Origin of the sequence: Phenylobacterium sp., assembly GCF_036677185.1 — a bacterium.
Taxonomy (GTDB): domain Bacteria; phylum Pseudomonadota; class Alphaproteobacteria; order Caulobacterales; family Caulobacteraceae; genus Phenylobacterium.
The window spans coordinates 124,440-144,287 of sequence record NZ_JAKFEN010000017.1; the positions used below are offsets into that span (position 1 = coordinate 124,440).

At 69.6% G+C, this 19,848-nt stretch carries 14 protein-coding genes; 7 read left to right on the plus strand and 7 right to left on the minus strand.

Going from position 1 to position 19,848, the window contains the following annotated elements:
* Positions 1-67: 67 nt before the first annotated feature.
* Positions 68-1,567, minus strand: coding sequence for a sigma-54-dependent transcriptional regulator (locus tag V6M51_RS07860; protein ID WP_332766095.1), 1,500 nt, complete (start codon positions 1,565-1,567; stop codon positions 68-70).
* A 113-nt stretch (positions 1,568-1,680) separates the two neighbouring features.
* Positions 1,681-2,319: an acetyltransferase gene (locus V6M51_RS07865; protein WP_332766096.1), complete on the minus strand. Its 639-nt coding sequence runs from the start codon at positions 2,317-2,319 to the stop codon at positions 1,681-1,683.
* Here V6M51_RS07865 and V6M51_RS07870 point away from each other — a divergent pair.
* From V6M51_RS07870 to V6M51_RS07890, 5 genes are all read left to right on the plus strand, one after another.
* Complete coding sequence (locus V6M51_RS07870) at positions 2,303-4,663, plus strand: hypothetical protein (protein ID WP_332766098.1); 2,361 nt, start codon at positions 2,303-2,305, stop codon at positions 4,661-4,663. The genes V6M51_RS07865 and V6M51_RS07870 overlap by 17 nt on opposite strands.
* Before the next feature lie 38 nt (positions 4,664-4,701).
* Positions 4,702-5,349 (plus strand): metal-dependent hydrolase, encoded by a 648-nt coding sequence (locus tag V6M51_RS07875; RefSeq protein WP_332766100.1) that lies wholly within the window; start codon positions 4,702-4,704, stop codon positions 5,347-5,349.
* Positions 5,350-5,431: 82 nt separating this feature from the next.
* Positions 5,432-7,561: a PQQ-dependent dehydrogenase, methanol/ethanol family gene (locus tag V6M51_RS07880; protein WP_332766101.1), complete on the plus strand. Its 2,130-nt coding sequence runs from the start codon at positions 5,432-5,434 to the stop codon at positions 7,559-7,561.
* 170 nt (positions 7,562-7,731) lie between these two features.
* A complete protein-coding gene (locus tag V6M51_RS07885; protein ID WP_442957844.1) occupies positions 7,732-8,697 on the plus strand; it encodes an alpha/beta hydrolase in 966 nt (321 codons plus the stop codon).
* 33 nt (positions 8,698-8,730) lie between these two features.
* A complete protein-coding gene (locus V6M51_RS07890; RefSeq protein ID WP_332766105.1) occupies positions 8,731-10,524 on the plus strand; it encodes a M3 family oligoendopeptidase in 1,794 nt (597 codons plus the stop codon).
* A gap of 3 nt (positions 10,525-10,527) precedes the next feature.
* Here V6M51_RS07890 and V6M51_RS07895 read toward each other — a convergent pair whose 3' ends face one another.
* Positions 10,528-11,358, minus strand: a complete 831-nt coding sequence (locus V6M51_RS07895; protein ID WP_332766107.1) for an AraC family transcriptional regulator — start codon at positions 11,356-11,358, stop codon at positions 10,528-10,530.
* A 92-nt stretch (positions 11,359-11,450) separates the two neighbouring features.
* On the opposite strand from V6M51_RS07895, the gene V6M51_RS07900 reads away from it, so the two are divergent.
* A complete protein-coding gene (locus V6M51_RS07900; RefSeq protein ID WP_332766108.1) occupies positions 11,451-12,839 on the plus strand; it encodes an amidase family protein in 1,389 nt (462 codons plus the stop codon).
* On the opposite strand, the gene V6M51_RS07905 is transcribed toward V6M51_RS07900, so the two are convergent.
* On the minus strand, positions 12,836-14,050 hold the full coding sequence (locus tag V6M51_RS07905; RefSeq protein ID WP_332766109.1) for an acyl-CoA dehydrogenase family protein: 1,215 nt from the start codon (positions 14,048-14,050) through the stop codon (positions 12,836-12,838). The genes V6M51_RS07900 and V6M51_RS07905 overlap by 4 nt on opposite strands.
* A gap of 54 nt (positions 14,051-14,104) precedes the next feature.
* Positions 14,105-14,695, minus strand: a complete 591-nt coding sequence (locus tag V6M51_RS07910) for a TetR/AcrR family transcriptional regulator (RefSeq protein ID WP_332766110.1) — start codon at positions 14,693-14,695, stop codon at positions 14,105-14,107.
* Between the two features lie 123 nt (positions 14,696-14,818).
* Here V6M51_RS07910 and V6M51_RS07915 point away from each other — a divergent pair, with 123 nt between their 5' ends.
* Positions 14,819-16,975 carry a beta-glucosidase family protein gene (locus V6M51_RS07915; RefSeq protein ID WP_332766111.1) on the plus strand — a complete coding sequence of 719 codons (2,157 nt, stop codon included), beginning with the start codon at positions 14,819-14,821 and terminating at the stop codon, positions 16,973-16,975.
* Between the two features lie 3 nt (positions 16,976-16,978).
* Here V6M51_RS07915 and V6M51_RS07920 read toward each other — a convergent pair whose 3' ends face one another.
* Both V6M51_RS07920 and V6M51_RS07925 read right to left on the minus strand, forming a co-directional pair.
* Complete coding sequence (locus tag V6M51_RS07920; RefSeq protein ID WP_332766112.1) at positions 16,979-18,346, minus strand: amidohydrolase family protein; 1,368 nt, start codon at positions 18,344-18,346, stop codon at positions 16,979-16,981.
* The gene (locus tag V6M51_RS07925; protein ID WP_332766114.1) at positions 18,346-19,779 is read right to left on the minus strand and encodes an amidohydrolase; all 1,434 of its coding nucleotides are present in this window, start codon (positions 19,777-19,779) and stop codon (positions 18,346-18,348) included. The genes V6M51_RS07920 and V6M51_RS07925 overlap by 1 nt, the downstream gene beginning before the upstream one ends.
* Positions 19,780-19,848 lie beyond the last annotated feature (69 nt).

Genomic DNA, 19,848 nt, shown 5'->3' on the forward strand with positions numbered 1-19,848 from the left:
CGCGCGGGCCGTCTCGGCGCGCAGGGCCGCGAGCCGACCCTGGCGGATCAGCTCGCGCAGGCGGTCGTCACGCAGCTGCGGTCTCAGAACCGTCGGCTTCATCGTCGGATCCTTTCAGGACGTCGTCGAGGCCCTGTTCACGGACCTTTCGGTAGAGGGTGGACCGGCCGATGCCGAGGCGTCTGGCGACCTCGCTCATGTGGCCGGCATAGATCTCGATGGCGAGCTGGATGAGGTCGCGCTCGATCTCCTCCAGGGTCCGCAGGTGGCCGCGGTTGTCGAGGATGCGCACCGGCGCGTCGGCGGACATTTCGGCCACCAACTGCTCGGCGGTCGGGAGCTGAAGGGGAACGCGGCTGGACGGCGAGGCCGTCGCCTCGGGTGGCGGGGCCGCCACGCCGGAGATGGCCGGGAAGTCGTAGGGCTGCAGATAGGGCGCGTCGGCGAGCACGATGGCGCGATAGACCGCGTTCTCCAGCTGGCGGACATTGCCCGGCCAGTCGTAGGCCATGAGGAAGGCCAGGGTCTCGGCCGAGGCGCCGACCACGGTCTTGCCCTCCTCGACATTGAAGCGGCGCACGAAGTGGTCCAGCAGGGCCGGGATGTCCTCGCGCCGATCGCGCAGGGCCGGAGCCTCCATCGGAAAGACGTTCAGGCGGTAGAACAAATCTTCCCTGAAGAGGCCGTCCTTCACCGCCTGGGCGGGATCGCGATTGGTGGCCGAGACGATGCGGACGTCGACCTTGATGGAGCGTTTGGAGCCTACCGGGTCGATCTCGCTCTCCTGCAGGGCGCGCAGCAGCTTGACCTGGGTGTCCAGGGGCAGCTCGCCGACTTCGTCGAGGAACAGGGTGCCGCCGTTGGCCTCCTGGAACTTGCCCACATGCTTGTCGGTGGCGCCGGTGAAGCTGCCCTTCTCGTGGCCGAACAGGATGCTCTCGACCAGGTTCTCGGGGATGGCGCCGCAATTCACCGCCACGAAGGGCTTGCCGGCGCGGTCGGACGAGCCGTGCACGGCGCGCGCGATGACTTCCTTGCCGACCCCGCTCTCGCCGGTGATCAGGATGGGGATCGAGGACTTGGCCGCCCGCTCGCCCATGCGCTTGATCAGGGTCATGGCCGGGCTATCGCCGACCATGTCGGCGAAGGTCATGCGGCCGGAGGAGTGCTTCTTGAGGCGGTCGACCTCGCCCTTCAGCGCGCCCATCGAGAGCGCGTTGCGGATCGAGACGATGATGCGTTCCGGGGAGGCCGGCTTGATGAAGAAATCGCAGGCGCCCGACTGCATGGCCTGGACCACGGTGTCGATGCCGCCGGTCGCGGTGACCACGATGACCGGGGTGGCGAAATTGCGCGCGCGCATCTCCTTCAAGGTGTCCTGGCCGCTCATGCCAGGCATGACCAGGTCCAGGAGGACGATGTCGGCCGCGGCGCCCGATTGCAGGCGTGTGATCGCCGCCTCGCCGCTCTCGGCGTGGGCGACGGCGAAGCCGTCACGCTCCAGGACCGACTGGATCAGCCGGCGTTGCGTCGGATCGTCATCGACGACGAGGACCGTCTTGGTCATTGGAAAAACACCCACACGTGAAACCGGACGCTCGTCTGCGTGGACGAGGCTCGTTGACCCGGATTGATACAGGGTCGGGGTAAAGGCGGGGTTTCGGAGTCCTGAGTCGGGGGTTAACGCGGCTTGGGCGGCAGGGGTCGCGCGGGGTTGCCGACCACGGTGGCGCCTTCGGGCACGTCGCGCACCACCACGGCGCCGGCCCCGACCGTCGCGCGAGCGCCGACCGTGACCCCGCCGATGATCACCGCGCCCAGGCCGATGAAGGCGCCGTCGCCGATGGTCACATGGCCTGCAGTGTGGACGCCCGGCGAGATGGACACCCCCTCGCCGAGCACATTGTCGTGGTCGATGGTGCAGGCGGTGTTGAGCACGCAGAACCGTCCGATCCGGGCGTCCGACTGTACGATGACCCCCGCCGAGACGATCGTGCCTGCCCCCAGGGTCGCTGTGGTCGAGAGGGTCGCGCCCGGATGGACCACCACCGGCAGCGACCCGCCCCGTGCGAGGACGGCCTCCAATAGCGCGCGGCGGGTCGGTCCCTGCACCGCCACCACCAGGTCATGGGCGGCCAGGAAGGCGGGATCGTCGAGGCGGCTTTCGTCGCCCAGCCGAACCAGGGGCGTGGTCGGCGGCCGCGGATCGGTCCCGGCGTCGAGATAGCCGGCCAGGGGCGCGTCGCGCGCGGCGGCGATCTCGGCCACGATACGGGGAAGCGATCCGGGGCCGGCGCCGATCATGACCAGGGGTTTCATGGATCGAGACTGCCGCGACCCGCCGCGGCGGCGCAAGCTGGGGCTTCACCTGCTCTCGCTTTCGAGCATAGTGCCGAGGTTATCCGTGGGGGCGGCCTTGGATTTCCGGCACTTCCTCAGCGAATTGAAGAAACGCAACGTGGTGCGTGTGGCCGGCGTCTACACGGTCACAGCCTGGGGCGTCTTCCAGGTCGCCAAGACCGTCTTCGAAACCCTCGACCTTCCAAAGGGGGCGTCCGCGCTCACCTTGCTGTTGCTGGCCCTGGGTCTGCCGGTCGCGGTCCTGGTCTCCTGGGCCTTCGAACTGGGTCCCGACGGCTCGATCCGGCGGACCAGCAAGGCCGCCGCCGAGGAGCCGAACCGCCGGCTGAACTGGATGGACTGGGGCGCCCTGGCGGCGATCGCCGCCGTGGTCGTCGTATTCGTGGCCACCGCCTTCGGCCTGGCCGGGTCCCTGGGCGGCGGCGGGCTGAGGATGAGCGCGCCCAGCAAGTCGGTGGCGGTCCTGCCCTTCGCCAATTTCAGCAAGGCGGCGGACGCCGAGTATTTCGCCGACGGCCTGACCGAGGAGGTGACCAACAGCCTGGCCCAGGTCCCGGACCTCAAGGTCGCCGGCCGCACGTCGGCCTTCTATTTCAAGGGCAGGAACGAGGACGTCCGCGAGATCGGCCGCAAGTTGAACGTCGCCCATGTGGTGGAGGGCAGCGTACGCCGCTCGGGCGACCGGCTGCGCGTCACCTGCCAATTGGTCAGCGTCAAGAACGGCTTCCACCTGTGGTCGGAGACCTATGACCGCACCATGGACGATGCCTTCGCCATCCAGACCGAGATCGCCGACGGCGTGGCCGAGGCGTTGAAGGCGGAGCTGGGGGCCGGCCAGCGGCCCCAGCGCGCGGTGCGGCGCGATCCCGAGGCCTATCGGCTGGAGGTCGTCGCCAAGGGCCAGGTGCGCCAGAAGGGCAAGGCGCAGCTCCAGTCCGCCCAGGCCATCTATCGCAAGCTGATCGAGATGGAGCCCAACAACGCCGAGGTGCGCGCCGACTACGCCTACGCCACGGCCTATCTGGCCCAGAACCACCTTGAGGGCGACTTCCTGCCGGCGGTGCGCGACGCCGAGGCGCAGATCGCCAAGGCCCTGGAGCTCGATCCCAAATCCTCCTCGGCCTATGTCGCCAAGGGCATGCTCAGCGCCATCCGGTTCATCCGGGAGGGCCAGCAGAGCGCCGAGGGGCAGGCCGAGGCCGCCTACAGGCGGGCCGTGGAGTTGGCGCCGCGGGATTCCGAGGCGCTCAGCCTCTATGGCGACTTCATCGCCGGGAGCCGGCCGCAGGAGGCGGTGACCTATCTGCGCCGGGCGCTGGAGATCGACCCGCTGGACCGCGTCGCCAACAACGCCCTGGCCGGCTCGCTGTTCGCCACCGACAAGCTGCAGGAGGCCGAGCGTCGTTACCGGATGAATGTCGAGCTGTTTCCGGAATACGTCGACTCCAAGGAGCAACTCGGGGACGTGCTGGCCGAGCAGGGCAGGCTGGACCAGGCGGTTGTCTGGTACCGGTTGGCGGCCGCGCCCAAGACCGATCCGGCCTCGTCGATCCAGTTGGCCAACTACTATTACAATCTCGGCATGCCGCGCGAAGCGGTCGCGGCCCTGGATGACTGGAAGGAAAAGCCGGTCATCGGGCCGATCGTCGCGGCCATCGAGTTCCTCGTGGCCGGCGACCATCAAGGCCTGATGCGGCTCGCCCAGGCCGGGCTGGCCCAGCCGGAGCCCGATCCCGTCTGGCGCAGCGGCGTCGTCCTGGCCGGGGCGCATCTGGGCCAGTTCGATCTCGCTCGCGAACAGCTTCTCGTGACTTCGCCGGAGCTGTTCGAGCCGACGCCCAAGGTCTCGCCCCGGCTCGCCAGCGACGCGGTCGGCGCGGCCTATGTCATCCAGCAGACAGGCGACCAGGGCCAGGCTCGCCGGATCGTGCAGGCGGTGCTGGCCGCGACGGAGCCGAGGCCCGGCCTGCGCCAGATGAACGCCCGGCGCATCGCCCGCGTCAAAGCCTACGCCATGCTGGGCGACAAGGAGCGCGCCCTGGCGGAACTCCGCGCGGCCATCGATGCGGGCTACCGGGTCCTCTACGACATCGACGCCTTCACCCGGCTCGACCTCGACCCGACGACCCAATCCCTGCGCGGCGACCCGCGCTTCAAGGCCATGATCCGCGAGGTCGAGGCGTCCAACGAGGCCATGCGCCTGGCCGTCCTCGCCAAGACCCCGGCGGTCGTCTCGCTGGCGCCTCTGCATTTGCGAATGGCCGGGGTTTGGAAACCGTCGATTGCCTATTCCGCCGGCTAGCTGGACCTTGGCCGCCTGATCCACGGGAAGGACCCGCCATGTTCGTCGGCCACTACGCCGCCTCGCTCGCCGCCAAGGCCATCGAGCCCCGCGCTCCGCTCTGGACCTATGTCATCGGAGCCCAGCTCATTGACATCGGTTGGGGCGCCCTGGTGATGGCCGGGGTCGAGAAGGTGCGCATCGACCCGTCCCTGCCCGGATCGAGCCTGGACCTCTATCACATGCCCTATACCCACAGCCTGCCGGCGGTGGTGCTCTGGTCGCTGGCCGCGGCCCTGGCGGTCAGGTTCGTCCTGCGCCTGCCGACGCGAGCGGCGGTGTTCGTGGGCCTGGCGGTCTTCTCTCACTGGATCCTCGATCTCGTGGTCCACCGCCCGGACCTGGAGCTCTGGTTCGGCGACGGCAAGGTCGGCTTCGGCCTCTGGAACTATCCGGTCCCGGAACAGGCCGTGGAAATCGGCCTGCTGGCGCTCGGCGCCGCGGCCTGGGCGTGGCTGCGCGGTCGCAACGGGCAGGCGCTGTGGCCGGTACTGCTGTTCGTCACTGTTCTGGTGGCGGTGCAGATCACCGCCATGGTCATGCCCGGCGGTGGCGACAGCGCCGGTCTCGGCGGCATGGCCATCGCCATCTATCTGGTCATCGGGCTGATCGCCTGGGCGCTCGATCGGACAAAGCCCGCGGCTTGACCCAGCGGCAGCTTGCCCAAGGTGAGGTTCCGCGCATAGTTCCTCCCAAGGCCGCGATTGAACGGCTCTCTGGGAGGCGACCATGCACATGCTGAAACTCGCTGCGGCGCTCGCGGCCACGGCCCTGCTCGCCGCCTGCGGCCAGGGCGGGACCAAGGCCGGCGATGTCGACGGCGCGCGGATCGCCGCGGCCAGCGGCAACGGCGAATGGCTCTCCTACGGCCGGACCTATGACGAGCAGCGCTATAGCCCGCTCGACAAGATCAACGCCTCCAATGTCGCCGGGCTGGGCCTGGCCTGGATGCACGAGTTCGACACCGATCGCGGCCAGGAGGCGACGCCGATCATGGTCGATGGGGTGCTGTACACCACCAGCGCCTGGTCCAAGGTCTATGCCTTCGACGCCAAGACCGGCGAGCTCAAGTGGTCCTACGACCCCAAGGTCAAGGGCGAGAAGGGCTTCGACGCCTGCTGCGACGTGGTCAACCGCGGCGTCGCGGTGTGGAAGGGCAAGGTCTATGTCGGCACGCTGGACGGCCGGCTGATCGCGCTGGACGCAGGGACCGGGGCTGAGGCCTGGAGCGTCCAGACCACCGACACCGCCAAGCCCTACACGATCACCGGCGCGCCACGGGTCATCAAGGACAAGGTGCTGATCGGCAACGGCGGCGGCGAGTATGGCGTGCGCGGCTACCTCTCGGCCTATGACGCTGCCAGCGGCAAGCTGGTCTGGCGGTTCTACACCACGCCCAACCCCACCGGGGCGCCCGACAACGCCGCCTCCGACAAGGTCATGAAGGAGAAGGGCGCGGCCACCTGGTTCGGCGAAGGCTGGAAGGCCACCGGCGGCGGCGGCACGGTCTGGGACGCCATGGCCTACGACCCCGAGCTCGATCTCCTCTATGCCGGGGTCGGCAACGGCTCGCCCTGGAACCACGTGAAGCGCTCGGACGGCAAGGGCGACAACCTGTTCCTCTCCTCGATCCTGGCGCTCAAGCCCGACACCGGGGAATACGTCTGGCACTACCAGACCACGCCCGGCGAGAGCTGGGACTATACGGCCACCCAGCACATCATGCTCGCCGACCTCAACGTGAACGGCGCCCCGCGCAAGGTGCTGATGCAGGCGCCCAAGAACGGCTTCTTCTACGTGCTGGACCGCGCCACCGGGGCGCTGATCTCCGCCAAGCCCTTCGTGCCGATCACTTGGTCCTCCGGCGTCGACATGAAGACCGGCCGGCCCATCGAGAACCCCGGCGTGCGCTACGAGAAGGCGCCGTCGCTGCAGATCCCCGCCCCCTTCGGCGCCCACAATTGGCACCCCATGGCCTTCAACCCGAAGGAGGGCCTGGTCTATATCCCGGCCCAGGTGGTCCCGTTCGCCTACACCCCGGACGCCGGCTACACCTATCGGGCCGGCGGCTGGAACGTCGGCACGGACTTCCTGGCCAATGCGCTCCCCACCGACAAGGCCCAGATCGCGGCGGTCAAGGCCATGGTCAAGGGCCAGCTCATCGCCTGGGACCCGGTGGCCCAGAAGGCCCGCTTCACCATCGAGCATCCGCACTTCTGGAACGCGGGCGTGCTGTCGACGGCGGGCGGGCTGATCTTCCAGGGCGCCGCCCAGGGCGAGTTCGCGGCCTATAGCGCGGGCGACGGCAAGAAGCTGTGGACCTACAAGACCGACAACGGGGTCATCGCCCCGCCCTCGACCTACGAGATCGATGGCGAGCAGTATGTGGCCCTGATGGTCGGCTATGGCGGGGCCGGCGCCCTGTCGGCGCCCTTCCTGCTACCGGATCGTCCGCGGCTGCCCGGCCGGCTGATGGTCTTCAAGCTGGGCGGCAAGGCCGTCGCGCCGGCCTATGTGCGGCCGGAGGTGGCGACCCTCGACCTCACCGGCGTGACCTCGACCGGCGACGCCAAGCGCGGCTTCGCCCTGTTCCACCAGAACTGCCAAGTCTGCCACGGGCCGAACGCCACCGGGACCTTCCTGCCGGACCTCAAGCGTTCGCAGATGCTGCTCTCGGCCGACAGCTGGAAATCGGTGGTGATCGACGGGGCCTTGGCCACGCGCGGCATGGCCAGCTTCAGCCGCTTCTTCGACGCCAAGGGCGCCGAGGATCTGCGGGCCTACGTTCTCACCGAGGCGCGGGGCGCCGCAGCTCCCGCGGTCGCCCCGGCCAAGGGCGGACCTCCGCCCAAGACCTGACCTAGAAGACCTGACACAAAATTCGTCATCCTCCGGTCAGCCGCAGGCTGATCCGGGGGACCCAAGCGGCCTATCAAATTCTGCAACTCAGCTTGGGTCCCCCGGATCGTCTTTCAGACGACCGGAGGATGACGATTGTTTGGGCCGTCGCACCGGGGTAACCTCCGAAAATGACACCGGTGTCTAAGCTTCTCCTCGCGGCCTTCGCCGTGCTCACCCTCGGCGCGGCCAGTCCCGCCGGTCCGCACACCCAGCAGTTCCCGATCTGGCCCGGCGCGGCTCCCGGCGGCGAACACGCGACCGCCAAGGAAGAGGTCATCGAGCGGCGCAAGTCGCCGGACGCGCTGCGTGACCGCATCGTCCGCGGCGTCGTCACCCCTACCCTGGTGGTCTTCCGCCCCGACCGCCCCAACGGCGCGGCGATCCTGATGGCGCCCGGGGGCGGCTATGCCTGGGTGGTGATGGACAAGGAGGGCTATGAGGCCGCCGAGCTGTTCGCGGCCCGCGGCGTCACCGTTTTCGTCATGTCCTACCGCCTGCCGCACGAAGGCTGGGCGGCGGGTCCCGACGTGGCCCTCCAGGACAGCCAGCGGGCCCTGCGGCTGATCCGCGGGCGGGCGGCCGAGTTCGGGATCGACCCCCGGCGGCTGGGCGTCATGGGCTTCTCGGCCGGCGGCCACGTGGCGGGTGAGTTGACCCTGGCCTGGGACAAGCGGGTCTACGTGCCGGTCGACGCCACCGACACGCTCTCGGCGCGCCCCGACTTCTCGGTCCTGATGTATCCCGTTGGGACCATGAAGCCGCCCTTCGCCCATGCGAGGTCGCGCAAGAGCCTGCTGGGCGGGTCGCCGAGCGCCCAGCAACTCGCCGCCTATTCCCTGGAGGATCAGGCCCGCCCCGACGCGCCGCCCGTGCTCATCGTGCACGCCGCCGACGACGACAGCGTTCCGGTGGAGAACGCGCTCGCCCTGTTCGACGCCCTGCGCGCGAAGAAGGTCCCGGCCGAACTGCACGTCTTCGAGGAAGGCGGCCACGGTTTCGGCTTGCGCTTCGCGGTCGGAAAGCCGGTGGCGGCCTGGCCGGAGATCACGCTGAAGTGGATGGAACGGAAGGGGTTTATGTCGGCTGCCCGCTAGGAGCAGCGCCGGGGAGCGGCTATCAGTCCGCGCATGAACGCGCCCGTGAAACTGGACACCCTGCCGCAGTGGCGGCTCGACGACCTCTATGTGGGTCGCGATGATCCCCGCATCGAGACCGACCTGGCCGCCGCCAAGGCCGCGAATGACGAGCTCATCAAGCTGAAGGGCCGCTTCGTGGCCATGCGCGGCGATCCGCTGCGCCTGGGCGAACTGCTGGACCACGGGATCACCCTCTACGAGACCGCCACCAACGGCCTGTGGGGCGTGGGCGCCTACGCCTCGCTCGCCGCCTCCGTCGCTCGCGACGACGCGGCCTGGGCCAAGTTCGAGGGCGACCTGCGGACCCGTTCCTCGCAGATCGCCGCCGAGAGCCTGTTCTTCACCCTCGAGCTCAACCAGCTCGAGGACAACGAGATCGAGATGGCGTTCAAGGCCCATCCCCCCGCCGCCCGCTGGCGGCCCTGGATGCGCCGCGTGCGGCTGTCGCGGCCCCACGAGCTGTCGCCCGACCTGGAGCGGATACTGATCGACCGCGGCCCGGCCGTTGCCAACTGGACCCGCCTCTATGACGAGACCCTGGCCCGGCTGGTCGCCAAGGTCGGTCCAGAGAAACTCACCCTGCCCGAAGCGCTGAACCGCCTGTCGGACCCCGACGCCGCGCGGAGGAAGCAGGCCGCCGTGGGCCTCGCCAAGGCGCTGGAGGAGCGCACCCCCAACCTGGCGCTCGCCATGAACACCCTGGCCTTCGAGAAACAGGTCGAGGACCGCTGGCGGAAATATCCCGACCCCGCCGCCTCGCGTCATATCGCCAATGAGGTGGACGCCGACGCCGTCGAGGCGCTGGAGGCCGCTGTCGTCGAGGGTTACCCGTCGATCAGCCACCGCTACTATGCGCTGAAGGCCAAGGTCATGGGCCGCAAGACCCTGGACTATTGGGACCGCAACGCCCCGCTCGACACTGCCCAGCCCCGCACCTACGGCTGGGACGAGGCCAAGGGCATGGTGCTGGAGAGCTTCTCCGACCTGGCGCCCAAGTTCGCCGACACCGCCCAGACCTTCTTCGCCCAGCCCTGGATCGACGCCCGGCCCCGGGCCGGCAAGCAGTCCGGCGCCTATTCGCACCCGGTCACCGCCAACCGCCACCCCTATGTGTTCCTGAACTATATGGGCGAGCGGCGCGACGTCCTGACCCTGGCCCACGAGCTGGGCCACGCGGTCCACCAGACCCTGTGCAGCCCGCTGGGCACCCTGCTGGCCGACACCCCGCTGACGCTTGCCGAGACCGCCTCGATCTTCGGCGAGGGCCTGGTGTTCGAACGGCTGCTGGCGGGCGCATCCAAGGCCGAACGGATGGGCCTGTTGGCCGGCAAGATCGAGGACGGCCTCAACACCGTGGTCCGCCAGATCGCCTTCCACCGGTTCGAGACCCGCTTCCACGCCGCGCGGCTTGAGGGCGAGCTTTCGCCCGACCACATCAGCGGCCTGTGGCTGGACGTCATGTCCGAGAGCCTGGGCCCGGCGGTGAAGCTGAACGCCGGTTACGAGCACTACTGGGCCTATGTCAGCCACTTCGTGCACGCGCCCTTCTATGTCTACGCTTACGCCTTCGGCGACCTGCTGGTGCGCGGCCTGATGGAGAAGCGGCGCGAAGATCCCAAGGCCTTCGCGCCGCTCTACGAGGACCTGCTCGCCGCCGGCGGCACGCGGACCTATGTGGAAGCCCTGAAGCCCTTCGGCCTCAACCCCCGCGAAAAGGCCTTCTGGGCGGCCGGCGTGAAGCAGCTCGAACGTCTGGTCGACGAGTTCGACGAGCTGGTGGGGTAGGGGCTACCCCAGCGGAATCCAGATCTCGAGGCCGCCAAGTCCGGTCCGGGTGTCGAAGGTCGGCCTGTGGCGTTCGATGGTGGCCGCATCGGCCAGGGTCTTGCCGTTGTCCGGCAGCCAGTCGTTCCAGATCGCCCGGTAGGTCTGGCGGATGGTCGAGACGTGGTCGTCGTGGGCGAACACCGCATAGTTCCGCGGCGGGATGCGCAGGCGGCTGAGGTCGCCCGGAACCTCGAAGAAGTCGCGCACCTCGGCGGCGGCCGTGTAAGCGAACCGGCCCTCGTCGTCCGGATCGGCCACGACCCCGATAGGGATCGGCTGGACCCGGTTCTCAACCTCGCCGAAGCGTGGCCCGAATTGTCGCCAGATGCCCGTGATCGTCGGACCATCCTCGAAGGCGCAGCGCTGGGAGAGCCCGGCCGCCAGGATCTCACCGGCTGACGCGAACCGTGGGGGCGGCAAGCCCGGAGCTGTTCGGCTGGGGGCGATCACGGGTCCGGAAAGGACCAGACCCTTGGTCGAGCCGCGTCGGCGGACCGCCTCGGGCGTCGCGCCGAACTGGGCGCGGAAGGCCCGCGAGAAGGCCTCGTGCGAGGCATAGCCGCTCTCAAGGGCCAGACCCAGGATGTCGCCGGCGCCCCCAGCCAGCGCCACCGCCGCCTCGCTGAGCCGACGGCTTCGGACATAGTCCATCACCGGCCGGCCGGCGACCTCGCGAAAGGTGTGGGCCAGATGGTGGCGCGAGACGCCGCAGGCTTCCGCGATCCCGGCCAGACTCAGCTCGCGGCTCAGGTTGCGGTCGATCGTCCAGAGCGCCCGGCTGGTCAGCGACATCCATCCAACCTCCCGCGACCCGCAATCCCGATCAAGCCCACCCGAGCGGGCTCGGCTAGCAAACACCGGCCGCCAGCCGAAGGAACTGCGTCATGGAGTATCGAACCGCGACCCGTCTCGTCGCCGATCTGCGCTCCCGCCAGGTGTCAGCCGCGGAGCTGCTCGACCACACGATCAGCCGTATCGAGGCCCTGGATGGGACGATCAACGCGGTGGTGGTCCGCGACTTCGACCGCGCCCGGGCCGAGGCTCGCAAGGCCGACGAAGCCCTGGCGGCGGGTGACACGCGGCCCCTGCTGGGTTTGCCGATGACGGTCAAAGAGGCCTTCAACGTCGCGGGCCTGCCCACCACCTGGGGCCTGCCAGGGACGCAGGACATCCCGGTCCTCGAGGACGCCGTGGCCGTCGTGCGGCTGAAGGCGGCCGGCGCGATCGTCATCGGCAAGACCAATATCCCGACCATGTTGGCCGACTGGCAGAGCGCCAACCCGATCCATGGCGTCACCCGCAACCCCTGGGACCTGTCGCGCACGCCCGGGGGATCGTCCGGCGGCGGAGCCGCGGCCCTGGCGGCCGGCTTCGTGTCGCTGGAATACGGCTCGGACCTGGCCTCGTCCCTGCGGGCGCCGGCCCACTTCTGCGGGATTTTTGCGCACAAGCCGTCCAACGGCCTGACCCCGTCCCGCGGCTTCGCGCCGCCGGGGACGCCGGTGCTGTCGAGCGCCTCCGGCGTCGACATGTCGGTGGTGGGGCCCATGGCCCGTAGCGCCGAGGACTTGGCGCTGGCGCTTGAGGTCACCGCAGGTCCAGACGACCGCGACGCCGTCGGCTATCGGCTCGCCCTGCCGCCGCCCCGGCACGACGCCTTGAAGGACTATCGGGTGCTGGTGCTGGACCGCCATCCCCTCGTACCCACGGCGGCCAGCATCACCGGAACCCTCGATCTGCGCGCGACGGCCCTGGCTGCGCTGGGCTGCAAGGTCGGCCGGGGCAGCCCGCACCTGCCCGACCTTGGCGAAATCGCCGACACCTTCGTCGAACTGCTGATGGCCGCCTTGAGCGGCGAAGCCCCGGACGAGCCTGGAAGCGGCGCCAGCTCCCACCGTGACTGGATCGCGGCCGACCGGCGGCGCACGGCCATCGCCCACCGGTGGCGCGCCCTCTTCCAGGACTGGGATGTGGTGCTCTGTCCCGCCATGCCCGTCCAGGCCCTGCCGCTCAACGGATCCGATGGCCCGGCCATGATCGAGATCGACGGCGCCAAGGTCGCCTATGAGACCCAATCCCTGTGGGGAACCCTGGCCAGCCTCACCGGCAATCCGGCCACGGCCATGCCAGCGGGCCTGGACGCCGACGGCCTTCCGATCGGCCTTCAGGCCGTGGGGCCCTTCCTCGAGGACCGCACGACCATCGCCTTCGCAGGTCTGATGGAACGTGAGTTCGGCGGCTTCGTGCGGCCGCCGACCCCCTGGCGCGGCTAGAGGCCCAACACCGCCTTGGCCATGATGTTGCGCTGGATCTCGTTGGTCCCGGCATAGATCGAGGCCGCGCGGTCGTTCAGGTACTTGGCCGCCACGGTCAGGCTGTGGTCGGGGCCGACATAGCCTTGGTCGGAAGGCGGCCGGTAGTTGGGCGTCGGGCCGCCGGGCCGGGTGGCGTGGGGCTGGTAGGCGGCGGCGTAGCCGCCGGCGGCCTCCAGGGCGAGTTCTGTCAACCGTTGGCTCAGCTCGGTGCCCACGGTCTTCATCATCGAGGACTTGGCGCCCGGCGCATCGCCCTGGCTGAGGTTCGACAGGATCTGCAGCTCCACCGCCGCCAGGGCGTCGATCTCGATGGCGAGCTGCGCCAGGCGCGAGCCGAAGCCGGGATCGGCCAGCACGCCCTCCTTGGCGGCCATCTCCCGGATGCGGTCGAGCCGCGCCTTGAGCCCCGGCGTGGAGACCCCGCCGCCACGTTCGAACTCCATCAGGTACTTGGCGACGGTCCAGCCCTCGCCGACCTTGCCCACCACATTGGCCTTGGGCACCCGGACGTCGGTGAAGAAGACGTCGTTTTGGATGTGCTCGCCGGACAACATGAGGATTGGACGCACCTCGATCCCGGGCGTCGTCATGTCGATCAGCAGGAAGGTGATCCCCTGCTGCGGGATACGCTCCTGGGAAGTGCGCACCAGGCAGAAGATCCAGTTGGCGACATTGGCGTGGGTCGTCCACAGCTTGTGGCCCGTGCAGACGAAATGGTCGCCGTCGTCCACCGCGGCCATCTGCAGGGAGGCGAGGTCCGAGCCCGAGCCCGGCTCGGAATAGCCCTGGCACCACTGGTGCTCGCCGGTCAGCATCCGCGGCAGGTAATGGGCCTTCTGTTCGGGCGAGCCGTGGCCGATCAGCACGGGCCCGCACATTCCGATCCCCATCGGCGACAGGGGCGGGGCGCCGGCGGCGGCCAGTTCGCTGGCGAAGATGTAGCGCTGGGCCGGGCTCCAGCCGCAGCCGCCATACTCCACGGGCCAGGCGGGCGCCGCCCAGCCCCGAGCGTGCAGGATCGCCTGCCAGGCCACGGAGAGCTGGTGCGGGGCGTAGACGCTGGTCATGAGCCGCGTCTCGTGACGCATGGCGGGCGTCAGCTCCGCGTCGAGGAAGGCGCGGACCTCGTCGCGGAAGGCGAGGTCTTCCTGGCTCCAGGCCACATGCATCGGGCGCTCCCTTCGATCTTTCGGGGGAGTTTGAGCAGGTGACGGACCGGCAGGCTAGTCCCGGATCAAAAGGGCGATCAGGGCCTCGGCATGGGCCTCGATCTCGGCTTCGGTGGCGGTGTCGACGCCATAGGCGTGGCGCACCTCGCCGGCCAGGGTGAACGGCGCCTGGGCCGCCGCCGACATCATGTAGATCAGGCGTCGCGGCTCCATCCGCGGCAGGCGGCCCTCGTCCATGAGAGCCGTCAGGGTCTTGTGGGCCGCGCGGTGTTGCGGCCCCACGATCTGCTCGGCGATCCAGGCGGTGCGGTCGGAATCGCCGACCGTCTCATGGACCATGATCCGGGCGTGTTCCGGATGCCGGGCGCAGTAGCGCACATAGTCGCGCAGATACTGCTTGAAGCGTTCCACCAGCGGCTGACCGCGGGTCGAACGCCAGCTCACCGCGCGGTCGGCGTTCATCTGGTCGATCAGGTGGCCCAGGGCGGCCCGCCAGAGGTTGGCCTTGTCGGTGAAGTGATAGCGCACCAGGCTGTGCTCGACGCCGGCCTTGGTGGCGATGTCGCGCAGGGCGACGCCCTCGAACCCGCGCTCGGAGAACAGGGTCAGCGCGGCCTGCTGGATGAGGCGTCTCGTCTCCTCCACCGGACGCGAGTCCCGCGCCGGGCGACCCCGCTGTCTCGTCGCCGTCTCGACCATGACTCTATTATTGCCCAATTGGGCTAAAATAGCTAGCGTGACCCCAGAGCCACTTCAGAAAGCCCCAGCATGCCGACCCAGCCCTGGATGGATAAGAGCCTGTCGCCCGACGCGCGGGCCGAGCTGCTGATCGCCGAACTGACCCTCGACGAGATGATCTCCCTGGTCCACGGGCCCATGCCGGCCCTGGTCAATCCGCCGCCGGCCGACGCGGCCATGGGAGCCGGCTACATCCCTGGGGTGGAGAGGCTGGGCATTCCGCCGCTCAATGAGACCGACGCCAGCCTGGGGATCGCCAATCCCCGCAAGATCCGCCCGGGCGACGGCGCTACCGGCCTGCCGTCGGGCCTTGCCCTGGCCTCCACCTGGGACCCGGAACTGGCCTATGCCGCCGGCGCCATGGTCGGCTCCGAGGCCCGCGACAAGGGCTTCAATGTCCTGCTGGGCGGTGGCGCGAACCTGACCCGCGAGCCGCGTTGCGGGCGGAATTTCGAGTATCTGGGCGAGGACCCGCTGCTGGCCGGGGTGCTGGCGGGCGAGGCCATCCGCGGGGCCCAGTCCAACGACATCGTCTGCACGCTGAAGCACTTCGCGCTCAACGACCAGGAGACCTGCCGCCACGTGGTCGACGCCCGCATCCACGAGGGCGCGCTGCGGGAGAGCGACCTGTTGGCCTTCCAGATCGCCATCGAGCGCGGCGATCCCGGCTCGGTCATGTGCGCCTACAACCGGATCAACGGCGAGTGGGCCGGCGAGAACGACTTCCTGCTGAACCAGGTGCTGAAGGGGGACTGGGCCTATCCCGGCTGGGTGATGAGCGACTGGGGGGCGGTGCACACCACGGCCAAGGCGGCCCTGGCGGGCCTCGACCAGGAAAGCGGCGAGCAGCTCGATAAGCAGGTCTATTTCGGCGAGCTGCTGAAGGAGGCCGTGCAACAGGGCGAGGCGCCGTTCGAGCGGCTCGCGAACATGGTCCACCGCATCCTGCGCAGCCTGATCGCCCACGGGGTCTTCGACCATCCCGCCGAACGGCGCGAGACCGACTACCAGGCCAACGCCAAGGTCGCCCAGTCCGCCGCCGAGGCAGGGATCGTGCTCTTGAAGAACGACGGCGTCCTGCCGCTCTCGGGGATGCGCAAGGTGGCGCTGATCGGGGCCCACGCCGATGTGGGCGTGCTCTCCGGCGGTGGCTCGTCCCAGGTGATCGCGCCGGGCGAACAGGGGCTGGAGATCCCGGTGACCATGGGGCCGTCCTCCGCCTTCTCACGGATCACCTACCATCCGTCCGCGCCGCTGGCCGCCCTGCGGGGCCTGCTGGGCAATGTCGCGGTGACCTATGACGCCGGGACCGATCCCCAGACCGCCGCCGAGGCCGCCCGCGACGCCGACGTGGCCATCGTCTTCGCCGACCAATGGTGCACCGAGGCCGAGGACCTGCCGACGCTCAGCCTGCCGGGCGACCAGGACGCCCTGATCGCCGCCGTGGCCGCGACGGGGGTGAAGACCGTGGTCGTGCTGGAGACCGGGACCCCGGTCCTGACGCCGTGGCTGGATGACGTCGCCGCCCTGCTGCAGGCCTGGTATCCCGGCGTGCGCGGCGGGGAGGCCATCGCCCGTGTCCTGACCGGTGAGGTGAATCCCTCCGGCCGCCTGCCGATCAGCTTCCCGCGTTCCACCGACGACCTGGTCCGGCCGCAGATCCCCGGCATGATCTTCGGCCCGCCGGTGGAGGGGAAGACCATCCCCACCTCCTTCCCGGGCGTGCAGCAGCACAAGGGCCGCTTCTCGGTGGAGCATCCGGAGGGCGCCGACGTCGGCTACCGCTGGTTCGCCCGGGCGGGAAAGCCGACCCAGTTCCCGTTCGGCTTCGGCCTCTCCTATTCGCGGTTCAGTTACGCCGGCCTGTCGGTCGAGGGCGGCGAGACCCTGACCGTCAGCTTCGACGTCACCAATACCGGCGGCCGCGCCGGGATCGACACGCCGCAAGTCTATGCGACGGTGGCCGGTGGGCCGCGCCTCATCGGCTGGTCCCGCGTGGCCCTGGCGCCGGGCGAGATGCGGCGGGTGACCGTGACCGCCGACCCGCGCCTGCTCGCCAGCTACGACGTCAGCCTGCCCGGCTGGCGCATCGCGGCGGGCAGGGTTGAGGTGTCCGTCGGAACCTCGGCGGAGACGATGACCCTGCGCGGCGAGGCGAGGCTCGCGGCACGGACGCTGAAACCGTAACCCCTACTTCGGATAGGCCACCGGATAGGGGCCGTTGAGCGTCTTGTAGCGGTCCCGCAGCTCGGTCTGGCGCGAGGTCATCGGCTGGCTCACGCCCTTGATGAACACAGCCGTGGCTTGGGAGAGCGGCTCGAGGGGATCGCCCGTCCAGATCACTAGGTCGGCGTCCTTGCCGGCCTCGATGGAGCCGATGGTGTCGGCCATGCCGAAGATCTTGGCCGGGTTGATCGTCACGGCCGCCAGGGCCGCCGAATAGGGCATGCCGTAGGCCACCGCGTTGCCGGCGTTGTAGCGCATCTCCCGCACCCGATGGGCGCCGCCCGACCCCTCGATGGCCACAGTCACCCCGGCGGCCTGCAGGCGCGCGGCGTTCTCCAGGGTGGAGGCCAACAGCTCGAAGCTCTCCGGCCGGTCGCTCAGCGGATCAGTCAGCACCGGGACCCCGGCCGCGGCGATCTCGCGGGCGGCCATCCAGCCCTCTTCCGCCCCGCTGAGGATCAGCTTGACCCCTTCCTCGCGGGCGAACTTCAGCACCGCCCGGATATCGGAGACCTTGTGCGCCGAGGCGATGATCGGCATGCGGCCCTGGACCACCGGGATCAGGGCCTCGAGATCGGCCTTGGACAGCGCCAGGTCGCGCACCCCCGCCCGGTCATAGGCGGCCTTGTCGCGCATGTAGTCGCGCACGTCGCGGAAGGCGGCCTTGAGCGCCACGATCTCGGCCCCGCGTGCGCCGCCGGCCACATTGGCCCCGCCGTCGCCGAAGGGGACCACCATGCCGACCTTCGGCTTCACCAGGATGTCGGTTCCCTCGGCCAGGTGGATCACCGCGGCCTGGCCGGCGAACAGGGCGTGGGACTTGGAATCCCCGCCGCCGCCAGCGGTGTACTGCTCGGCCTCGCCGCCATCGTCGGCATGCTCGCCGCCCCCGCCGCCGCGCGCCGGGATCGGCGTGACGATGGCCCGGGTGATCCCGGCCAGCCGCGCCACCGGGATCAGGGTGGAGTCCGGATTGAGCGCGTACTGGACGTCGAAGGACGCCCCGATGTCGGGATTGTCGACGGCGAGGTCGTCGCCCAGCGAGCGGACCTCCACGGCTCCCAGCAGGGTGTTGGTCGCCACCAGGCCCGGCGTCACCGTCGCGCCCTTGGCGTCGATGATCGGAATACCCGAAGCGATGGACAGCGCCTTGTCGGCGCCGGCGACGGCGGTGATCTTGCCGTTCACGACCAGGATGGTCCCGCTGGCGATCTCACCACCGGGACCGGCGGTGAGGATCCGCGCGTTGGTGATCGCCAGGTTCTGGGCCAGGCCCGGCGTGGCCAAGGCGGCGAGGGTGAGGGCCGCGAGGCTGGCGGATAGGGTACGCATCAGCGGTTGGCCCCCTGGCCGAGTTCGAAGTCAGACTTGGGCTGGTAGCGCGGATCCTTGCGGTCGTAGGTGATCGCGCCGTCGAGATAGACCCGGTCGGCGCGGGCGTAGATCGAGAAGGGGTTCTTGTCCCACAGCACCACGTCGGCCCGCTTGCCGGGCTCCAGGGCGCCGGTGTCGGTGAGGCCGAGCGCCTTGGCCGGATTGGCGGTGATCCACCTGATGGCCTCGGCCTCGCTGATCGTGAGGCCGCCCGCGCGGCCGGCGGCGAGCGCCTCGGCGGCTTCCTGGTTCAGGCGCTGGATGACGTCGGGATCGTCGGACTTGATGATGGCGCAGCCGCCGGCGGCGTGGACCAGGGCCGCATTGGCCTCGATGCCGTCCCAGGCCTCCAGCTTCGACCCCCACCAGTTGGCCCAGGTGGCGGTACAGATGTCGTTCTTCGCCAGGATGTCGGCGATCTTGTAGGCCTCCGAGGCGTGGTGGAAGGCGGTGATCTTGTAGCCGAACTCCTGGGCGATCCCGATCATCTGGACCATCTCGTCGGCCCGGTAGCAGTGGTTCTCCACCAGGATCTCGCCCTTCAGCACACCGACCAGGGTCTCGAGCTGCAGGTCGCGTTTGGGGGGATCGGCCTTCTCGCCGCGGTCGGCCTTGGCGCGGTAGTCGTCCCACTTGCGGGCGTAGTCGGCGGCGTTGATCCACGCGGTCCGGTAGCCGGCCACATTGCCCATCCGGGTCGAGGGCGCGCGGGTGCGGCCGCCATAGACCCGCTTGGGGTTCTCGCCGCAGGCCATCTTCAGGCCGTAGGGCGCGCCGGGATATTTCATGTCCTGGGTGGTGCGAGCCGGCACGTTGCGCAGGGTGACGGAGCGGCCGCCGATCAGGTTGCCGGAACCCGGCAGCACCATGATGGTGGTCACGCCCCCGGCGCGGGCCAGGTTGAAGCCCGGATCCTGCGGCCAGACCGAGTGTTCGGCCCAGACCTGGGCGGTGTTGGGATCGGTCAGCTCGTTGCCGTCGGAGTGGGCCGGCACGGAGGGCGAGGGATAGACGCCCAGGTGGGAGTGGGTGTCGATCAGGCCCGGCGTCACATACTTGCCGCGCGCATCGACCAGCTCATAGCCGGCGGGGGCGGCCAGGCCCGCGCCAACCGCCTCGACCTTGCCGTCGCGGATCAGCACCGTGCCGTTCTCGATCAGGCTCCCGGTCCCGGTGAAGACGCTGGCGCCGACCAGGGCGGTCGGGCGCGAGGGCAAGGGACGGTAGGTGGAGGCGTAGGGGTCGCCGTTGTTGGCGGCGTCCAGGCCCTTGGCCAGGGGCCGCGCCTTGGCGCTCTCGCCGGCGGGTTTCTTGGTGGGCGCCGCGCCCGTGGCGCACCCGCCCAGGGCCGTGGCCGCGATCAGCGCGACCGCCGTCCAAACTCGTCTCATCCCGGATATCCCCACAGTCTCTTACCGGCGATAAGACACCACGGAGCTTGCCGGAAACAAGCCGATCCG

What these genes read in the sequence shown, in the direction of transcription:
- V6M51_RS07860 (WP_332766095.1), bottom strand. Translation starts at nt 1,567, where the DNA reads ATGACCAAGACGGTCCTCGTCGTCGATGACGATCCGACGCAACGCCGG.
- V6M51_RS07870 (WP_332766098.1), top strand. Translation starts at nt 2,303, where the DNA reads ATGACCAGGGGTTTCATGGATCGAGACTGCCGCGACCCGCCGCGGCGG.
- V6M51_RS07865 (WP_332766096.1), bottom strand. Translation starts at nt 2,319, where the DNA reads ATGAAACCCCTGGTCATGATCGGCGCCGGCCCCGGATCGCTTCCCCGT.
- V6M51_RS07875 (WP_332766100.1), top strand. Translation starts at nt 4,702, where the DNA reads ATGTTCGTCGGCCACTACGCCGCCTCGCTCGCCGCCAAGGCCATCGAG.
- V6M51_RS07880 (WP_332766101.1), top strand. Translation starts at nt 5,432, where the DNA reads ATGCACATGCTGAAACTCGCTGCGGCGCTCGCGGCCACGGCCCTGCTC.
- V6M51_RS07885 (WP_442957844.1), top strand. Translation starts at nt 7,732, where the DNA reads ATGACACCGGTGTCTAAGCTTCTCCTCGCGGCCTTCGCCGTGCTCACC.
- V6M51_RS07890 (WP_332766105.1), top strand. Translation starts at nt 8,731, where the DNA reads ATGAACGCGCCCGTGAAACTGGACACCCTGCCGCAGTGGCGGCTCGAC.
- V6M51_RS07895 (WP_332766107.1), bottom strand. Translation starts at nt 11,358, where the DNA reads ATGTCGCTGACCAGCCGGGCGCTCTGGACGATCGACCGCAACCTGAGC.
- V6M51_RS07900 (WP_332766108.1), top strand. Translation starts at nt 11,451, where the DNA reads ATGGAGTATCGAACCGCGACCCGTCTCGTCGCCGATCTGCGCTCCCGC.
- V6M51_RS07905 (WP_332766109.1), bottom strand. Translation starts at nt 14,050, where the DNA reads ATGCATGTGGCCTGGAGCCAGGAAGACCTCGCCTTCCGCGACGAGGTC.
- V6M51_RS07915 (WP_332766111.1), top strand. Translation starts at nt 14,819, where the DNA reads ATGCCGACCCAGCCCTGGATGGATAAGAGCCTGTCGCCCGACGCGCGG.
- V6M51_RS07920 (WP_332766112.1), bottom strand. Translation starts at nt 18,346, where the DNA reads ATGCGTACCCTATCCGCCAGCCTCGCGGCCCTCACCCTCGCCGCCTTG.
- V6M51_RS07925 (WP_332766114.1), bottom strand. Translation starts at nt 19,779, where the DNA reads ATGAGACGAGTTTGGACGGCGGTCGCGCTGATCGCGGCCACGGCCCTG.